At 60.1% G+C, this 18,431-nt stretch carries 15 protein-coding genes; 4 read left to right on the top strand and 11 right to left on the bottom strand.

Annotation, left to right across the window (positions count from 1 at the left end; all coding sequences use genetic code 11):
* Positions 1-18: 18 nt before the first annotated feature.
* The 3 genes from ACMGG5_RS15595 to ACMGG5_RS15605 are packed head-to-tail and all read right to left on the bottom strand — an operon-like array spanning position 19 to position 2,576.
* Positions 19-1,200, bottom strand: a complete 1,182-nt coding sequence (locus ACMGG5_RS15595) for an acetyl-CoA C-acetyltransferase (RefSeq protein ID WP_420278140.1) — start codon at positions 1,198-1,200, stop codon at positions 19-21.
* A 9-nt stretch (positions 1,201-1,209) separates the two neighbouring features.
* The gene (locus tag ACMGG5_RS15600) at positions 1,210-1,866 is read right to left on the bottom strand and encodes a CoA transferase subunit B (protein ID WP_024909422.1); all 657 of its coding nucleotides are present in this window, start codon (positions 1,864-1,866) and stop codon (positions 1,210-1,212) included.
* Between the two features lie 2 nt (positions 1,867-1,868).
* Complete coding sequence (locus ACMGG5_RS15605) at positions 1,869-2,576, bottom strand: CoA transferase subunit A (RefSeq protein ID WP_420278141.1); 708 nt, start codon at positions 2,574-2,576, stop codon at positions 1,869-1,871.
* Positions 2,577-2,716: 140 nt separating this feature from the next.
* Here ACMGG5_RS15605 and ACMGG5_RS15610 point away from each other — a divergent pair, with 140 nt between their 5' ends.
* Entirely contained in the window at positions 2,717-3,610 is an 894-nt protein-coding gene (locus ACMGG5_RS15610) for a LysR family transcriptional regulator (RefSeq protein WP_032645461.1), read from the top strand.
* Here the strand turns inward: ACMGG5_RS15610 and ACMGG5_RS15615 are convergent.
* The 8 genes from ACMGG5_RS15615 to ppsR form a co-directional block, all read right to left on the bottom strand.
* Positions 3,607-4,386 carry a heme ABC transporter ATP-binding protein gene (locus ACMGG5_RS15615; RefSeq protein ID WP_420278142.1) on the bottom strand — a complete coding sequence of 260 codons (780 nt, stop codon included), beginning with the start codon at positions 4,384-4,386 and terminating at the stop codon, positions 3,607-3,609. The two genes, ACMGG5_RS15610 and ACMGG5_RS15615, sit on opposite strands and share 4 nt — an antisense overlap.
* Complete coding sequence (locus tag ACMGG5_RS15620; protein WP_420278143.1) at positions 4,379-5,371, bottom strand: FecCD family ABC transporter permease; 993 nt, start codon at positions 5,369-5,371, stop codon at positions 4,379-4,381. Before ACMGG5_RS15620 ends, ACMGG5_RS15615 begins: the two co-directional genes overlap by 8 nt.
* A complete protein-coding gene (locus ACMGG5_RS15625) occupies positions 5,371-6,192 on the bottom strand; it encodes a heme/hemin ABC transporter substrate-binding protein (RefSeq protein ID WP_420278144.1) in 822 nt (273 codons plus the stop codon). Before ACMGG5_RS15625 ends, ACMGG5_RS15620 begins: the two co-directional genes overlap by 1 nt.
* Positions 6,189-7,217: a hematinate-forming heme oxygenase ChuS gene (gene chuS, locus ACMGG5_RS15630; RefSeq protein WP_420278145.1), complete on the bottom strand. Its 1,029-nt coding sequence runs from the start codon at positions 7,215-7,217 to the stop codon at positions 6,189-6,191. Before chuS ends, ACMGG5_RS15625 begins: the two co-directional genes overlap by 4 nt.
* A gap of 35 nt (positions 7,218-7,252) precedes the next feature.
* Positions 7,253-9,235: a TonB-dependent hemoglobin/transferrin/lactoferrin family receptor gene (locus ACMGG5_RS15635; RefSeq protein WP_420278146.1), complete on the bottom strand. Its 1,983-nt coding sequence runs from the start codon at positions 9,233-9,235 to the stop codon at positions 7,253-7,255.
* Between the two features lie 77 nt (positions 9,236-9,312).
* Positions 9,313-9,495, bottom strand: coding sequence for a hemin uptake protein HemP (gene hemP / locus ACMGG5_RS15640; protein WP_024909414.1), 183 nt, complete (start codon positions 9,493-9,495; stop codon positions 9,313-9,315).
* A 171-nt stretch (positions 9,496-9,666) separates the two neighbouring features.
* Entirely contained in the window at positions 9,667-10,713 is a 1,047-nt protein-coding gene (aroH, locus tag ACMGG5_RS15645; protein ID WP_008500645.1) for a 3-deoxy-7-phosphoheptulonate synthase AroH, read from the bottom strand.
* 152 nt (positions 10,714-10,865) lie between these two features.
* Positions 10,866-11,699: a pyruvate, water dikinase regulatory protein gene (gene ppsR, locus ACMGG5_RS15650; RefSeq protein ID WP_023311315.1), complete on the bottom strand. Its 834-nt coding sequence runs from the start codon at positions 11,697-11,699 to the stop codon at positions 10,866-10,868.
* A gap of 335 nt (positions 11,700-12,034) precedes the next feature.
* Here ppsR and ppsA point away from each other — a divergent pair, with 335 nt between their 5' ends.
* The 3 genes from ppsA (at position 12,035) to ACMGG5_RS15665 (ending at position 18,428) form a co-directional block, all read left to right on the top strand.
* Positions 12,035-14,413 (top strand): phosphoenolpyruvate synthase, encoded by a 2,379-nt coding sequence (gene ppsA / locus ACMGG5_RS15655; RefSeq protein WP_420278147.1) that lies wholly within the window; start codon positions 12,035-12,037, stop codon positions 14,411-14,413.
* Positions 14,414-14,648: 235 nt separating this feature from the next.
* Complete coding sequence (locus tag ACMGG5_RS15660) at positions 14,649-16,049, top strand: MFS transporter (RefSeq protein ID WP_407820594.1); 1,401 nt, start codon at positions 14,649-14,651, stop codon at positions 16,047-16,049.
* A gap of 3 nt (positions 16,050-16,052) precedes the next feature.
* Positions 16,053-18,428 (top strand): glycoside hydrolase family 3 N-terminal domain-containing protein, encoded by a 2,376-nt coding sequence (locus ACMGG5_RS15665; protein ID WP_420278148.1) that lies wholly within the window; start codon positions 16,053-16,055, stop codon positions 18,426-18,428.
* Positions 18,429-18,431 lie beyond the last annotated feature (3 nt).

An 18,431-nucleotide genomic window follows, 5' to 3' on the forward strand; every position in this document is an offset into this window, starting at 1 on the left:
CGGGTACCAACGAGATGTTTAACGCTCAACGGTCAGGGCAATGCCTTGCCCGCCGCCTACGCACAGGGTGACGAGCCCTTTTTTAACGTCACGGCGCTGCATTTCGTGCAGCAGCGTCACGAGGATGCGGCAGCCGGAGGCGCCAATCGGATGACCGAGGGCGATAGCGCCGCCGTTAACGTTCACCTTTTGCGCATCCCAGCCGAGCTGCTTGCCCACCGCCAGCGCCTGGGCGGCAAAGGCTTCATTGGCTTCGATGAGGTCCACGTCATCGAGCGTCCAGCCCGCCCGCGCCAGCGCGGTCTGACAGGCGCTGACCGGACCGATGCCCATCACCGATGGGTCAACGCCCGTCACGGCATAGCTCACGATGCGACCGAGGATCGGCAACCCGCTCTCCCGCGCCTTTTCGCCGCTCATCAGCAGCACCGCAGCGGCGCCGTCGTTGAGCGTGGAGGCATTTCCCGCCGTGACCGTGCCTTCCACCTGCAAAAAGGCGGGGCGCAGCTGCGCAAGCTGCTCAGCGCTGGTCCCTGGCCGGGGCTGTTCGTCACGGCTGACGATAAGCGGCGGTTTTTTACCCTGTTTCACCGTCACCGGCGCTATCTCGGTGTCAAAGCGACCCGCTTCGATGGCGGCGGCCGCTTTTTGCTGCGACCGGGCGGCAAAGGCGTCCTGCTGCTCGCGGGAAATGTCATTCTCACGGGCAACGTTTTCAGCGGTGATCCCCATGTGATAATCGTTGAACGCGTCCCACAGACCGTCGGTAATCATGCTGTCCTGCAGGCCCGTATGGCCAAAACGCAGCCCTGAACGTGCGCCGTCCAGCAGATAAGGGGCATTGCTCATGCTCTCCTGACCGCCAGCGATAACCACATCCGCGTCGCCGCAGCGGATCGCCTGCGCGGCGAGCTGCACCGCTTTCAAGCCCGCACCGCAGACCAGGTTGACCGTTGTCGCTGGAGTGCGGACGGGCAATCCGGCGTTGATGGCCGTCTGGCGCGCAGGGTTTTGTCCGCATCCCGCCGTCAGCACCTGACCGAAAATCACCTCATCTATCGTCTCAGCTGGAAGACCGCTGTTCTCCAGCAGACGACTCACCGCTATGGCCCCCAGCTCAGCAGCTGAAAGGGAAGATAGCGATCCGCGAAAACTGCCAATGGGGGTTCGCGTTGCCCCGACAATCATGACCTCTTTCATCGTAAGTCCTCAGCTGAAGCGCATCTCGCGAACGTCGTCCGCCACAATTAATTTCCCGGCGGTCTTAGCCGCAATGTCGTCGATACTGACGCCGGGGGCGTATTCCCGCAGGATGAACGCGCCGTCCGCGATCTCGAGCAGCGCGAGGTCGGTTAAGACCCGGCGGATGCAGCCTGCGCCCGTGAGCGGCAGCGTGCAGCGCGACAGCAGCTTTGATTCACCGTTTTTTGACGCATGGGTCATTACCACAATGATGTTCTGCGCCCCGGCGACAAGATCCATCGCGCCGCCCATGCCCTTCACCATCTTTCCGGGGATCATCCACGAGGCGATATTGCCCTCGACGTCCACCTCAAACGCGCCCAGCACGGTCAGGTCAACATGGCCTCCGCGGATCATGGCAAACGACTGGGCCGAGTCGAAAATGGCCGCGCCTGTCCGTGCGGTCACGGTCTGTTTACCGGCGTTGATCATGTCGGCGTCGAGGCTCTGCTCGTCAGGAAAAGCCCCCATCCCCAGCAGTCCGTTTTCCGACTGGAGCATCACGTCCATTCCTTCCGGAATGTAGTTCGCCACCAGGGTAGGGATACCAATCCCCAGGTTGACGTAATACCCGTCGCGCAGCTCGCGGGCGACGCGCATGGCCATCTGTTCACGGGTTAACATCGTCACACTCCTTCCGCGCGCAGCGTGCGCTGTTCAATGCGTTTTTCAAACTGGCCGACAATCAGCCTGTCGACGTAAATGCCCGGTGTATGAATGGCCGACGGGGGCAGCTCGCCCGGGGGAACAATCTCTTCCACCTCGACGACCGTTATCCAGCCCGCCGTTGCCATCAGCGGATTAAAGTTTTGCGCGGTATGCCGGTAGACGACGTTGCCGTACCAGTCCGCTTTCCAGCCCTTGATCAGCGCGAAATCACCGGTAATGGCCTCTTCAAGGATGTAATGCTTACCGGCAAACTGGCGCACGTCTTTGCCGGCAGCCACGGGGGTGCCGTAGCCGGTGGCCGTGTAAAATGCCGGAATACCCGCACCGCCCGCGCGCACCTTTTCCGCCAGCGTGCCCTGAGGCGTGAGTTCAATCTCCAGTTCACCGCTCAGCACCTGCCGCTCGAACAGCGCGTTCTCGCCGACGTAAGAGGCCACTACTTTGCGAACCTGCCGCGTTTCGAGCAGGAGCCCGAGACCGAAACCGTCCACGCCGCAGTTGTTTGATACCACCGTCAGATCTTTCACCTGACGGCGTTTGACCTCTGCAATCAGGTTCTCCGGAATCCCGCACAGGCCGAAGCCGCCCGCCAGCAAAGTCATCCCGTCCGTCAGCCCATCCAGCGCCTGCGCATAGCTGTCGACGCGCTTATCCAGTCCCGCCATCGTCATTCCTCCTCTTAACCGTGGCGGTATCATTAGGGGCGGCGACTCATTTGTTAATTTTGAATTTGTGACCCACTCATTTGGTTTTTTTATTAATTTCCTGTTAACTAAATTTTTTCAATTAGTTAACAGGAAGAAAAATGAGAATGAGTGTCAAACAGTTACGCGCGTTTTTAGCGGTAGCTCACACTCTGAATTTCGCCCACGCCAGCGAACGTCTGAATCTCTCCCAGCCGGCCCTGAGCCTGACGATTAAAGCGCTGGAGGATGCGCTGGGCGGACCGCTGCTGCAGCGGAGCACGCGCAAGGTCGCGCTGACGCAGGAGGGCGAGACGTTTTTGCCGATGGCGCGGCAGTTGCTTGCCGACTGGGATAATGTCGAAGAGGCGATGCACCAGTGCTTTACCCTGCAGCGCGGTAAAATCTCGGTCGCGGCCATGCCGTCGTTTGCCGCGAATGTTCTGCCCGAGGTGCTAAAAGCGTTTCGCGATCGCCATGCCGGGATCAACGTCACCGTGCATGACGTGATTAACGAGCAGGTGATTGAGATGGTACGGGAAGGGCGGGTTGAGATGGGCATCGCCTTTGAACCCGCGCCCACGCACAACCTGCTGTTTACCCCGCTGGGCCTCGACCGGTTTGTTGCCATTGTGCCGAAGGACTCCCCGCTGGCGGGCAAAAAACGCCTGACATGGGAAGCGCTGCTGACGCTGGATTTCATCACCCTGCAGCGCCCCTCTGCGGTGCGTCTGATGATGGAAGAGGAGCTGGCGCGAAGCGGCAGAAAGCTGGACGTCGCGCTGGAGAGCCATCAGCTGGTGACGGTCGGGCGGATGGTCGCAAGCGGGCTGGGCGGCAGCGCCGTACCGGCGCTATGCAAGACGCAGATGGCGTCGCTGGGCGCGGTCTGTATTCCGCTGGACAGCCCGCCCATTGAAAAGTGTATCGGAGTGATCCATCCCGGGCACACGCAGCTTTCAAAAGCGGCGCATGCCCTGCTGGAAACGCTGAAGGATTTTTACCAGCCCGATTAAGGGGCGAGAAACACCTGCGGCGCGGCGTGAGCCGGGTGCCTGCCGACGTGAACCTGTGCGCCGTACCAGCGCGCCAGCGCATCGGCCTGCAAAACGGTTTCCGGCTCTCCCTGGGACACGATCCTGCCGCTGTGCAGGAGCAGGATGCGATCCGCCCACAGCGCCGCCAGGTTGAGGTCGTGCAGCACCGTGCACACGTGCAGATGTCCCCGGCTGGTCAGGGATTTCAGCAGGCGCAGGAGATGCTGCTGGTGATAGAGATCCAGCGCAGAGGTGGGTTCATCAAGGAACAGCCAGCCGCGCGGCGCGCCGTCGCACCAGAGCTGAGCCAGCGCGCGGGCGAGCTGAATGCGCTGCTGCTCGCCGCCGGAGAGTGCGGCAAACTGCCTGCCCGCCAGCGGTAAACAGCCGGTGATGGCCATAACCTCCTCAATAACCGACGCTTCTGGCGTGCGGGTCCAGGGCGCTCGCCCCATACCGACCACCGCCTCAGCCGGCCAGTCAAATCCGAGCTGCGTGTTCTGGCGCATCACCGCCCGGTAGCGGGAGAGCCTGTCCGGCTGCCAGGCCGCAAGCGGTGTGCTCGCCAGGCTGCACCGTCCGCCCGCAGGCTTAAGGTAGCCGGTCAGCAGCCGCAACAGCGTTGATTTTCCGGCGCCGTTGGGGCCAATCAGCGCCACCAGCTCGCCCTGAGATAAGGTCAGCGACACGTCGTTAATCAGCGTGCGTTGTCCGGCGCGAAAAACAAGGTTTTCTGCACAATAGCGTTCAGCCATGCGCACCTCCGCGACGAAAGATAAGCCACAGGAACCACGGCGCGCCGAGAAGGCTGGTCAATAAGCCAACCGGCATTTCCGCCGGGGTGACCAGGCTGCGCGCCAGCGTATCGGCAACCAGCAGGAGCAGCGCACCGGCCAGCACCGAGCCGGGGAGCACGGCCCGATGGTCGGCCCCCAGCCACATGCGCACCAGGTGCGGCACCACCAGGCCGACAAAGCCGATCACGCCGCTGACCGCCACGGCGGCGGCCACCAGCAGGGCGCTGCACAACAGCAAGATCCGCTGCACGGCGGCAACCTCCACGCCGAGGTAGTGCGCCTCTTCATCGCCCAGCTGCAGTAAATTCAGGGCGCCTGCCAGACGCCAGATCGCCAGCGCGGTGGGGACCATCAGCGACGCGACGGCCAGCAGGGTTGACCACTGCGCCTGGCCGAGGCTGCCCATTCCCCAGAGCGAAAGCTGGCGAAGCTGGGCATCATTGCTGAGCCATGACAGCACCCCGACGGCGGCGCCGCACAGGGCGTTGATGGCAATGCCTACCAGCAGCAGGCGCGACAGGGAAGCGTCACGCTGCCGGCTGAGCAGGAAAATCACGACGGTGGCGGCCAGCGCGCCGAGAAACGCCGCCAGCATCGGGGCGTACAGCATCACCAGGGCAGGCAGCGAGAGCGGAATCACCACCCACAGCGCGACGGCGAGCGCCGCGCCGCTGCTGATGCCGAGCAGTCCCGGGTCCGCCAGCGGGTTGCGAAACAGCCCCTGCATCACGCAGCCCGCCAGCGCCAGTGAGCCGCCGATCGCCAGCGCCAGCAGCACGCGGGGCAGGCGGATCGTCAGCCAGATTTGACGCAGCGCCTCGTCGCTGCCGTCCCACAGCAGGCTGGCCGGCAGGTGTAATGCCCCAACCCCGCTCGCTGCGAGCGTCATGACGGTCAGGATCGCGGTCAGCATCCATAACGATAAGGCTATCCGCCGGGACATCAGGGCAGTTGCTCCGCTTTGGCACGCAGCTGCCGGATGGCTTCCGGCGTTCGCACGCTGAAGCCCAGCAGCGCCATATCGTCAATTGCCAGCACCTGCCTGTTCCGTCCTGCCGGGGTTTGCGCCAGGCCGGGCAGTTTCCACAGATTCGCTTCACCGCCAAGGGCGTTGATCCCGTCCTGAGAAATCACCACCAGATCGGGTCGGCTGGCGATCGTGCCCTCCTGCGACAGCGGCTGATAGCGGGTGAACCCCTGCATCGCGTTCTGCAGGCCCGCTGCACGAATGGCCGCATCCGCGCCGGTCTGTTGTCCGGCGGCCATGGCGGTCATCCCGCCGTGGTTGAGAATAAACAGCACCCGTTTATTGAGCGGTGACGCGTGAAGCGCCGACAGCGCCTGGCGCAGCGTGCTGCGCAGGACCTCCCCCTCGGCCTCGCGGTGCGTCGCAGCAGCGACGATCCGCACCTTTTCGTCAATGACGCTCAGGTCGTTACCGGCGGGAATCGAGATCACCCTGACGTGGCTTTGCTCAACCTGCTTTAGCGCCAGAGACGGCTGCGCCTGAGCGCTGGCCAGCACCAGCGTGGGGCGCATGGATAAGATCCCTTCCGCATTGAGCTGGCGCAGATAGCCCACGTCAGGCAGCGAATTCGCCGCCTGCGGCCACTGGCTGGTGCTGTCGCGGGCCACCAGCGAGGACGCCGCGCCGAGAGCGTAGACAATCTCGGTGACATCGCCGCCGAGGGTAACGATTTTCTCCTGCGGCGCAGCTGACGCCAGCAGGGGCAGGGCGCTGAGCAGGGCAAGCCACCGTTTCATGCGGCCAGCCCTTTCGCCGTTAAGGCGTCAATCTGGATGCGCCACTGGCTCTGCTCCGGTTCGCCTTCCGTACGCTGGCCGTAGAGCTGGGCGATTTGCGTTCCGTCGGCGGCAAACAGCTCCAGGCTGGTGACATGCCCGTCAGCCGTCGGCTTGCGCGTGACCCACGTTTCCGCAATGGATCCTTCAAGCAGATGCAGGGTAAAGGTTGGGTTAAAGACGTTCAGCCAGCCTTTCATCGGCACCAGCTTTTCCACCGCGCCGGTGAAAATCTGCACGCAGCCGCGGTTGCCCACGAAGACCATGATTTCGTTACCGTCCAGGCGCGCCGTCTCCAGGAGCTGCGCCAGCGCGGTGTTTCCTACCCGGCAGGCCAGATCGTCACCCACCAGGCGAAACGCCTGCTGGCGGCTGAGGTTATGGCGCTTGAGCAGGCTGAAGAACTGATGAACGTCGGTCATGGCGCGCCACTCTTTGTCCACAAGCGCGGCATCCGCGTTTTCAGCATGAGCCGGGGCATCGGCCATCCTCAACGCCAGCGGCGGGTTGTCGGCAAAGATAAAGCGGGTCAGCACGTCGCCCCAGGCGGAAACGTCGGTGTTATTCGTGGCGTAGACCTTCAGCAGGGCATCGCCCTGGTGGTCGAAGAACTGAATGCTCTGCCGCTCGCCGCGGGCGGTGGCTTCACTGATGTGAAACGCGCTCGCCCACTGGTTGAGGAACAGGCGCAGATCCAGCGCGCGCGGGTTCAGCACCAGCCCAGCGTGGCCGTTCAGGTGCTGGTTGGTGAAGTTCCCTACCTGTTCGTGAACGGCGTATTCGTTGCGGCAGATACATTTGGTTTCGCCCACCGCCTCCAGCGCGCCCAGGATTTCGCGGATGTCACCGCGCAGTCGCCAGGCGTCGTGACCCACGCGGGCAAAGGTCAGCTCTGCTTCACTGATGTTCATTAACCCCGCGACGTCGCGCGCGTACTTACCCGGATTGGCTTCTTTTAGCTCAAGCCAGCGCGTGTAGTGATTCATTGTCTCTTCCTTCTGAAAAGTTGCCCCGAAGGGAATTACCACTGATAGCTTACGAAAATCTTGCCGTTACGACCGTCCTGCGGAATGCCCTGAGGTGACCAGTATGCTTTGTCGAAGGCGTTGCCGAGTACCAGCGTCGTGGTCACGCCTTTGAGTCGCTCCTGGCCTTTGTAGCTGACATAGAAGTCGTTGACCGCATAGCCCGGCTGCTCCCTGTAGCTGCTGCTGATATGCGTTGAGCGATCGACAAAGGTCCCAATCCAGCCGACGGAGAACCCGCTTTGCGCCACCGGAACGTCCAGCTTGCTGGTGACGGTATCCGGGTTGATGCTGGAGATGTACTCGCCCGTATCGGTGTCTTTCCCGCGCGTGCGGTTATAGGCCAGGTCGAGGCTGAAGAGGTCGGCCGAGTATTTTGCCATCATGTCCCAGCCCCAGATTTTGGCGTTCGGGACGTTATAAGACATGGTGGTTGCCGCCGCGAAATCGACGGTGGTGGAGATATAGTCTTTGGCTTTGGTATCGAAATAGCTGGCTTTAAACTCCAGCGCATCGTTGGCAAGCATCAGATCGTCAAAGCGCAGGCCAAAACCAAACTCCTGCGTTTCGTTGGTTTCCGGGCGCAGGTTCGGGTTGGGCACCCAGTAGTTGGTATAGAAGCGGCCAATGGAGAAATGTTTGGCGTCGTTATACATCTCGCCCATGGTCGGCGCACGGAAGGCCTGCGCGTAAGAGCCAAACAGCATCAGCCAGTCGGTCGGGCTGACGGTTAACCCGGCGCGGGATGACCACTTATCGGCATCCACATCGTTGTAGCCGTCGCTGCTGCCGCGGTAGTTGTCATAGCGCGTGCCGCCCAGCAGGGTAACAGGCAGATCGCGCAGGGTGATCTCATCCTGCAGCCAGCCGGAGCTGAAGTCGATTTTCGCGTCCGGGAAGCCGGTGGTTGCCCCGCCCGGATGCTGCTCCTGACGATAGTATTCTCCGCCGTAGGTCAGAAGGTGTGCTGCAACGGTGTCGCTGAACAGGCGGGTGCGGTTTTCCACCTTGCCGCCTTTGGTGGTCTGCTTGCGGAACTCGCCGCTGTTGTCGATATTCTGGGCATTAATGCGCGCTTCGGACCAGTAGACCTTCGCGTCGGCGTTCAGCCAGTCGTTACCTTCCGGGGCGATGCGGTAGCCCACCTGCGCGTCACGCTGAATGGTGGAGCGAGCGGTCATCGGGTTGCTGCTGTCCGCCCCGGTGGTTTGCGGGTTTTTCGGCTCCTGAGCGGCGTTATTGTAGTAGCGCAGGGAGCCGCTCAGGGTCTGGGCCGGGTCGAGTTTCCAGCTGCCTTTCGCCAGCATGTTGTTGATGGATTCGTCGTTAGGGGCGGTTGCTCCGTCGCTCTGGCGGATATCGCCGCGATCCCGGCTGGACCAGGCCACCAGACCGTCCAGGGTGTCGGTGCGACCGTAGGCGCTAGCCCCCATCCCGAGGCTATGATCGCCCGTCGCGCCCGTTCCAAACACGCGGTAGCCGCTGTTTTTACCCGGTTCGAGCAGATCGTTGGCGTCGGCGGTGTCATAGGAAATCACGCCGCCCAGCGCGCCGCTGCCGTACAGCAGGGCCGACGGGCCGCGAACCACTTCGATACGTTTAATCAGCGCCGGATCGAGGAAGGTGCTGTTCAGGTGGCCGGTATCGGTCCCCTGGCGCACGCCGTCAACCAGCACCAGCACGCCGCGGCGGTCATAGCCGCGCAGGTTGACGTCCTGCCCGTTGGTGCGCCCGGTGCCGTCCAGCGTCAGACCGGGGACGTTACGCAGCAGGTCGGCCGCCGAGCTGGCGGTTTGTTTCTCCGGCGCGGTGGCGTCAATCACGCTCACCATCATGGGGGCTTCAAAGGCGCTGCGGGCGTTGCCCGTGGCGGTGACGGTAATGTCGTCTGTGGCGGCGAACGCGACGCCCGGCAGGGTGCTGACAATCGCCAGCGCCAGAAGTGACGGACGTAAAGATGCGGAAGGCAGGTATGGCATAGCAACTCTCCATAAGAAGTGAAAAGCGCTGGCTGCCTGGGGTTTACCTGGGTGGCTGGCGAAGTTTTTTGTGTTGTTTATTTTGTGAGGATCAGTTTTCCGGCATGGGTCTGGCGCAGCAGATAGCGCTGGCCGTCATGCTCGATAATGACCCGGCCCTCATCGCCGAGCAGGGTTTTGCTGTCAATCCGACGCTCGGTAGGGGCTGGTGCTGTGTCTGTTTTTGCTGGCGTTGCCGCGCTGTTATCCGTACGTGACATAATGTTTATAAATAACAATCAATGTAACAATGATAATCATTATCAATAAACTGCAAATTCACGGCAAGCATTTTTGTGAAAAAAGGGTGAGGGGATCAAATTTGGGGTGAGATGCGGTCTGATGCCCTCACCCCAACCCTCTCCCACAGGGAGAGGGAGAAGGACTGGATTTTAAAAGCGTGTGTCCACGGCTGCTGCGAGTTTCTCCAGCAGCAGTTCGCTGTCTTCCCAGCTCAGGCACGGGTCGGTGATCGACTGGCCGTACACCATCTGCTGTCCGGCAACGATTTTCTGCGTGCCTTCTTTGATAAAACTCTCGGCCATAATCCCTGCAACGGCGGTTGAACCGCTGCGGATCTGCTGGCAGATCTCGTCGCAGACGTCCAGCTGGCGGCGATGCTGCTTCTGGCAGTTGCCGTGGCTGAAATCCACCACCAGATGTTCCGGCAGGTCGAACTCGGCCAGCGTTTCACAGGCCGCCGCAATATCTTGTGCATGGTAATTGGGTTTCTTCCCGCCGCGCATAATGATGTGCCCGTACGGGTTACCGCTGGTCTGGTAGATGGTCATATGACCGCTTTTATCCGGCGACAGGAACATGTGGCTGGCACGGGCTGCGCGGATGGCATCAACTGCGATACGGGTGTTGCCATCGGTCCCGTTTTTAAAGCCGACCGGACAGGAGAGGGCGGAGGCCATCTCACGGTGGATCTGGCTTTCGGTGGTGCGTGCGCCAATCGCGCCCCAGCTGATCAGATCGGCGATAAACTGCCCGGTCACCATATCGAGAAACTCGGTCGCCGTCGGCACGCCCAGCTCGTTGACCTGTAAAAGCAGCTTCCGCGCCAGCTCGATACCGTGATTAACGCGATAGCTGCCGTTGAGGTCAGGATCGGAAATCAGCCCTTTCCAGCCCACCACGGTGCGCGGTTTTTCAAAGTAGGTGCGCATGACGATCTCAAGGCGATGCTGGTACTTATCCCGCAGTCCCTGAAGTCGTTTTGCATAATCCATCGCGGCATCCAGATCGTGGATGGAGCAAGGCCCAATCACCACCAGAAGACGTTTGTCTTCACCATTGAGGATTTTTTCAATGCGGCGGCGGGAAGCCGTCACGTGTTCCGCGACGGCGGCGGAAACAGGATGCCGCTGGGCCAGTTCAGCCGGCGTGACCAGGCTGTCAATGCGCGCAGTGCGGAGTTCATCGGTTTTATTCATGGAATGTCTCAGAAAATTTTTGCTTCATCGGCAGACTACCGGGAAGTGATGGGCATCACCTTAAACCAATCCCTGCTGATTTCAAGTTCGGGGCGACACCGCCCCGTGGTTGCAGATGATGATACCTGAATCTGAGCTAATGTACTAGCATATTAGTACATGCGGCGGTTAAGCCCCATGATGTCGAGAATTTTGGTGGCAATTTCTTCAACCGAATAGTTGGTGCTGTTCAGCCACGGGATCTGGTTTTTGCGATACAGCGCTTCCACTTCGGAGACCTCCATACGGCACTGGCGCATAGAGGCGTAGCGGCTGTTCTCGCGGCGCTCTTCGCGGATGGCCGCAAGGCGTTCCGGGTTGATCGTCAGGCCGAACAGCTTGTGCTGCAGCGGCTTAAGGGCGGCAGGCAGCACCAGGTTATCCATGTCATCAGCGATAAACGGGTAGTTTGCGGCGCGAATGCCAAACTGCATCGCCAGATAGAGGCTGGTCGGGGTTTTGCCGCAGCGCGACACGCCAAGCAGGATCACCTGCGCCTGGTCGAGATTACGCAGAGAGATACCGTCATCATGTGCAAGGGTGTAGTCAATGGCGGCGATACGCGCGTCGTACTTGGTCAGGTTGCCGGGGTTCAGCCCGTGGGTGCGGTGGGCGATAGGCGTCGGATCGAGCTTAAGTTCGCTTTGCAGCGGAGCCACCAGCGCCTGCACGATATCCTGGCAGAAGCCTTCACTTTGCAGAATGATGGAGCGAATCTCGGGGATCACGATCGAGTAGAACACCAGCGGGCGGACGCCGGTCTGCTGGTAGATGGCGTCAATCTGGTCCTTCACCGCTTTGGCGCGGCTCTCGTTTTCGACAAACGGCAGCGTGATGCTGTTTATCGAAACGGGAAACTGCGACATCACCGCGTGGCCCAGGACCTCGGCGGTGATCGCCGTACCATCAGAAATATAAAAAACGTGGCGATCGACAGCACTATCCATTTTACTCACCCTGAATATCAGACCTAATTGTCTGAAAGCATAAATTAAAAAAGTAAATTACACAGCAAAGAACTTATCTTAATTATAAATGAAACGGCGTTTTTGATTTTCCTGAAAAGTGGATTTCATTTTTCAAATAGCGACTTTATTTTTGGGGTTTCTGGCTGAAAATATAGGAATCATCGGGTTAATGCCTGGTGGGAAAGTATCCGAAAAGTTGAAATTTTAAATTGCTTACACGATTCACCGTTTTTTTAGCGCTAATAAATATGCCAGTATAAATACGTAGTCAGGTGTTACTTACTCCGATCAAATATCACAAAAGGATTGTTTCGATGTCCAACAATGGCTCGTCACCGCTGGTGCTTTGGTATAACCAACTCGGCATGAATGATGTAGACAGAGTTGGGGGCAAAAATGCCTCCCTGGGTGAAATGATTACAAATCTGTCGGGTATGGGTGTCTCCGTACCGAACGGGTTTGCCACCACCGCCGATGCCTTTAACCTGTTTTTAGACCAGAGCGGTGTTAACCAGCGCATTTACGACCTGCTGGATAAAACGGATATTGATGACGTTACCGAGCTTGCCAAGGCCGGGGCGCAGATCCGCCAGTGGATCATCGACACACCTTTCCAGCCGGAACTGGAAAAAGCCATTCACGACGCGTACAACCAGCTCTCTGCTGACGATGCGCAGGCCTCCTTTGCCGTGCGTTCCTCTGCAACCGCAGAAGATATGCCGGACGCCTCGTTTGCCGGGCAGCAGGAAACCTTCCTGAACGTCCAGGGTTACGATGCGGTGCTGGTGGCGGTGAAGCACGTTTTTGCTTCCCTGTTCAACGACCGCGCCATCTCCTATCGCGTGCACCAGGGCTACGACCATCGCGGCGTCGCGCTCTCCGCTGGCGTGCAGCGCATGGTGCGCTCGGACGTGGGCTCATCCGGCGTGATGTTCTCCATTGATACCGAATCCGGCTTCGACCAGGTGGTGTTTATCACCTCCGCGTGGGGTCTGGGTGAGATGGTCGTGCAGGGCGCGGTAAACCCTGACGAATTCTATGTCCACAAGCCTACGCTGGCCGCTGGCCGTCCGTCGGTGGTGCGCCGCACCATGGGCTCGAAAAAAATCCGCATGATCTATGCCCCGACCCAGGAGCATGGCAAGCAGGTTAAAATTGAAGATGTACCGCAGGAGCAGCGCGACCGCTTCTCCCTGACCGACGCCGAAGTGCAGGAGCTGGCGAAGCAGGCGGTGCAGATTGAAAAACACTACGGCCGTCCGATGGATATCGAATGGGCGAAAGACGGGAACACCGGCAAGCTGTTTATCGTGCAGGCGCGTCCGGAAACCGTCCGCTCTCGCGGCCAGGTGATGGAGCGTTATACGCTGCACGCCCAGGGCAAAATCGTGGCGGAAGGCCGTGCCATCGGTCACCGCATTGGTGCTGGCCCGGTGAAAGTGATCCACGACATCAGCGAGATGAACCGTATTGAGCCCGGCGACGTGCTGGTGACCGACATGACCGACCCGGACTGGGAACCGATCATGAAGAAAGCGGCGGCTATCGTCACCAACCGCGGCGGCCGTACCTGTCACGCGGCGATCATTGCCCGCGAACTGGGTATTCCTGCGGTTGTCGGCTGCGGTGATGCTACCGAGCGCATGAAGGACGGACAGAACGTGACCGTCTCCTGTGCCGAAGGCGATACCGGCTACGTGTATGCCGATATCCTCGACTTCAGCGTGAAGAGCTCCAGCGTGGATACCATGCCGGACCTGCCGCTGAAGATCATGATGAACGTCGGTAACCCGGACCGCGCGTTCGACTTCGCCTGCCTGCCGAACGAAGGCGTAGGCCTGGCGCGTCTGGAATTTATCATCAACCGTATGATCGGCGTTCACCCGCGTGCGCTGCTGGAGTTTGACGACCAGGAGCCGAAGCTGCAGAACGAAATCCGCGAGATGATGAAAGGTTACGACTCGCCGAAAGAGTTTTACGTCGGCCGTCTGACCGAAGGGATCGCGACGCTGGGCGCCGCCTTCTATCCGAAACGCGTGATCGTGCGTCTGTCTGACTTTAAGTCTAACGAATACGCCAACCTGGTCGGCGGTGAGCGCTACGAGCCGGAAGAAGAGAACCCGATGCTTGGCTTCCGCGGGGCCGGACGCTACGTGTCCGACAGCTTCCGCGACTGCTTCGCGCTGGAGTGTGAGGCAGTGAAGCGCGTGCGCAACGACATGGGGCTGACCAACGTGGAGATCATGATCCCGTTCGTACGTACCGTAGATCAGGCGAAAGCGGTTGTGGACGAGCTGGCGCGTCAGGGGCTGAAGCGCGGCGAGAACGGGCTGAAGATCATCATGATGTGTGAAATTCCGTCCAACGCCCTGCTGGCCGAGCAGTTCCTGGAGCACTTCGACGGCTTCTCTATCGGTTCGAACGACATGACGCAGCTGACGCTGGGTCTGGACCGCGATTCCGGCGTGGTCTCCGAGCTGTTCGACGAGCGTAACGAGGCGGTGAAAGCGCTGCTCTCCATGTCCATCCGCGCGGCGAAGAAGCAGGGTAAATACGTTGGGATTTGTGGTCAGGGTCCATCCGACCATGAAGACTTTGCCGCATGGCTGATGGAAGAGGGGATTGATAGCCTGTCCCTGAACCCGGACACCGTGGTGCAAACCTGGCTGAGCCTGGCGGAACTGAACAAGTAACGCCGCGCTGACCCGAAAAGGCGAGGATATTATTCCTCGCCTTTTTTATTTCCCCCTCTTATTTGCTCCCCATCACAAATAAAGTAAAAAACCAAATATCATAATTTGCCTGTCAATTTAGACAATTGTTAGCGCGCAAACCGTTGCTAATACTTGAGCCTTACATGCGCATTTCCCTTCAGGTGATGCGCAACTGGTTGAAATACGTTTTAACCTGATAAAAAGGCAAATAACAATGACACTCTCCTCTGTATTGCGTACCAAAGATAAAATAGGTTATGGCTTAGGTGATATGGCCAGCGCGCTGGTCTGGCAAACGGCAACGTTATTTCTCGCCTATTTCTATACGGACGTTTTTGGGCTGCCCGCCGCGATTATGGGCACCATGTTTTTAGTGGTGCGCGTGGTTGATGCGTTTGTCGACCCGTGCATTGGCGCACTGGTGGATCGCACCCAGACGCGTCACGGTCGTTTCCGTCCCTGGCTGCTGTGGTTCGCCATTCCGTTTGGCGTAAGCTGCCTTATCACATTCTATGTACCGGACGTGGGACCGACGGCGAAAATCGTTTATGCCTGCCTGACCTACGCGATCTTAAGCCTGATTTACTCCGCCATTAACGTGCCTTACTGCGCTATGCCCGGCGCGCTGACGTTAGACCCGCGCGAGCGTCACTCCCTGCAGTCGTGGCGCTTTGGCCTGTCGTTTATCGGCGGGTTGATTGTGACGGTCATCGCCCTGCCGCTGGTTTCACTGTTAGGCCAGGGCAACGTGCAGAAAGGCTATTTCTATGCCATGAGCCTGATGGGGCTGCTGGGCATTGTGCTCTTTTTCTGCTGTTTCCTGATGACCCGCGAGCGCTATTCGCCGCGCAATGATACCTCCGGCTCCATGCTGACCGATTTAAAACTGCTGGCCGGTAACAGCCAGTGGCGTATTGTGTTCCTGTTTAATATTTTGCTGTTAACGGCGGTGGTGACGCGCGGTTCCGCCACGATGTATTACGTGAACTACGTGCTGTTGCGTCCGGATCTGGTTTTTGCCTTTATTGTTTCCGGAATGGTCGCCTCCTTAAGCGGCGCTTTATTATCTGAACGGCTGCTGGGGAAATTTGATCGCGTACGCGCCTATCAGTGGACCATTATTTCCTTCGTCATTTTCGGCGCGCTGATTTTCTTCCTGCCGCCTTCACAGGTGTGGCTGATTTTTGGCCTCAACATCGTATTTAGCTTTGTGCAAAACCTGACCACGCCGCTGCAGTGGACCATGTTTTCCGATGTGGTCGACTACGAAGAGCACCGCAGCGGTCGTCGCCTGGACGGGCTGGTCTTCTCTACCGCGCTGTTTGCCATCAAATTCGGTCTGGCGCTGGGTGGAGCGGTGGTCGGCTGGGTGCTTGGCATGGTGGATTACGCCCCGGGACAGGCAGCTCAGGCACCTCACGTACTCTCTACGATTAACGCGCTGTTCACCCTTATCCCGTGCGCACTGTTCCTCTGCATGGTCGCGCTGCTTGCCATCTACAAGCTCAACAGCCGGCTGGTGGATTCCATCGCCCGGGAGCTGGCCAGCAAACGTGAGGTAAGACCCGACGCGGGGCAGCTCAGCCCGGCAACCCCTTCCGCACTACAGGAGTAAAATATGACTGCTATCTATAAGGACGCGGGACGTCCCGTGCACGAGCGCGTCGCCGATTTACTGGCGCGTATGACCCCGGAAGAGAAGTTCGCCCAGATGCATGCGTACTGGCTGATCCTCGATGAAAACGGCAACCATCGCGAACGCAGCGATCTGAGCGATGAATTCGCCGGCGTGAGCGAGCAGGCAGCGCTGAGTGAACGGCTAAAGCTGGGCGTCGGGCAGATCACCCGTCCGCTGGGCACCCACATTGTTGATGCGAAAACCGGCGTGCGTGCCGCTAACCGCCTGCAGCGCATGATGATGGAAGAGACGCGTCTCGGCATTCCGGCATTGTTCCATGAAGAGTGCCTGGTGGGGCTGCTGTGCAAAGACGCCACGCTGTTCCCGTCGTCGCTGAACTACGGCTCTACCTGGGATCCGGAACTGGTGCAGCGCGCGGCAGAGCAGATCGGTAAAGAGGCACGGTCCGTCGGCTGTCAGCAGGGGCTGGCGCCGGTGCTGGACGTTTCCCGCGACGTGCGCTGGGGGCGAACCGAAGAGACCTTCGGGGAAGATCCCTGGCTGGTGGGGGTGATGGCAACCGCCTACGTGAAAGGGTTGCAGGGCGATAAGCGCGATCTGCTGGCGACGCTCAAGCACTACGTGGGCCACTCGTTCAGCGAAGGGGCGCGCAACCATGCGCCGGTACATCTGGGCTTTAGCGAACTGAACGACACCTTCCTGCTGCCGTTTGAAATGGCGGTGAAGCTGGCCAATGCCGGGTCGGTGATGCCGGCCTACCACGATATCGACAATCAGCCGGGGCACAGCGACAGCTTCCTGCTGACTACCGTCCTGCGCGAACAGTGGGGATTCGACGGGATTATTGTGGCGGACTACGGCGGCGTCAGCCTGCTGCACCAGCATCACGGGATTTCCCACGATGCGGCCGAATCCGCCGCGCTGGCATTCAACGCCGGGCTGGACGTTGAGCTGCCGAAAGACGACTGCGCGCGCCATCTGGCGGAAGCGGTAGAGCGCGGGCTGATCTCTATGGCGAAAGTCGATGAGATCGTGGCGCGCGTGCTGACGGAAAAATTCCGCCTGGGGCTGTTTGAAAAGCCGTACGCGGATGAAAACGGTATCGATCTGCAAAATGATTTGACCCGCCAGGCCGCGCGGGAGGTGGCGACAAAATCGGTCACGCTGCTGGAAAACAACGGCATTTTACCGCTAGGCGGCAAACCCCGCGTGGCGGTAGTGGGGCCGACGGCAGACGATCCGCTGGCGTTACTCAGCGGCTACAGCTTCCCGGTGCATCTGATCATCAGCGATATGGTGGAAGAGACCTTGCAGGTCATGACCCCGCGCGCGGCGCTGGAGCAGTATCTCGGGGCATCGAACGTCCGCTATGCCAAAGGGTGTCACATCATCGAAAAACGGATGGCGGGCGCGCCGGTCTTCCCTGGCGACAGCGGCAGCAAACCGATGCAGCAGTCGCCGGTCTCGCAAAGCACCGCATTGATCCCCGAGGCCGTGAACGCGGCGCAGGAGAGTGATGTGGTGGTCGCCTGCGTGGGCGATCTCGCCGGGCTGTTCCAGAGCGGCACCGTGGGGGAAGGTTCCGACACCGACTCCCTGAATCTGCCGGGCGTGCAGCAACAGCTGCTGGAGGCGCTGGTGGCGACGGGCAAGCCGGTGATTGTCGTGATGACCGGCGGGCGTCCGTACAACCTTCAGGGGCTGGAGGATAACGTCGCGGCGCTGCTGGTGGCGTGGGCGCCGGGGCAGGAAGGGGGCTGGGCGATTGCAGACGTGCTGACGGGGCGGGCGGAGCCGCAGGGGCGTCTGGTGGTGAGCGTGCCGAAAAGCGCCGGGGCAATGCCGTATTACTACAATCACAAGCTCAAAAGCGGCGGCACGCCGTTTGCGTTCCACTTTGGTTCGCGTTACCCGTTTGGCTTCGGCCTGGGCTGGACGACGTTTAGCTGGGGGGCTGCCCGCGTAGCGGAAAGCAGCGTGCCGGTCGACGGCGAGGTGACGCTGAGTGTGGATATCACCAATGCAGGTGAACGCAGCGGCAGCGAGGTGGTGCAGGTTTACGTCAGGGATAAGGTCGCCACCCAGGTTCGGCCGCTTCAGGAGCTGAAGGCCTTCCAGCGCGTCACGCTCTCGCCGGGCGAAACCGCCGCGCTCAGCTTTACGCTACCGGTTGAGATGTTCAACTTTACCCGCCGGGACGGGAAACGCATCGTTGAGCCGGGCGAGTTTGAACTGCAGGTTGGCGCATCGTCGGCGGATATCCGCGAGAGGGTGACGGTCAGGGTAACCGGGGAAACCCGCGTGCTGCCTGCCGAGTGGCGGATGCTCAGTACCTGTAAGGTGACACGCGCGTAGTCA

The organism is Enterobacter sp. BNK-34, assembly GCF_048684445.1.
Lineage (GTDB): Bacteria > Pseudomonadota > Gammaproteobacteria > Enterobacterales > Enterobacteriaceae > Enterobacter > Enterobacter pseudoroggenkampii.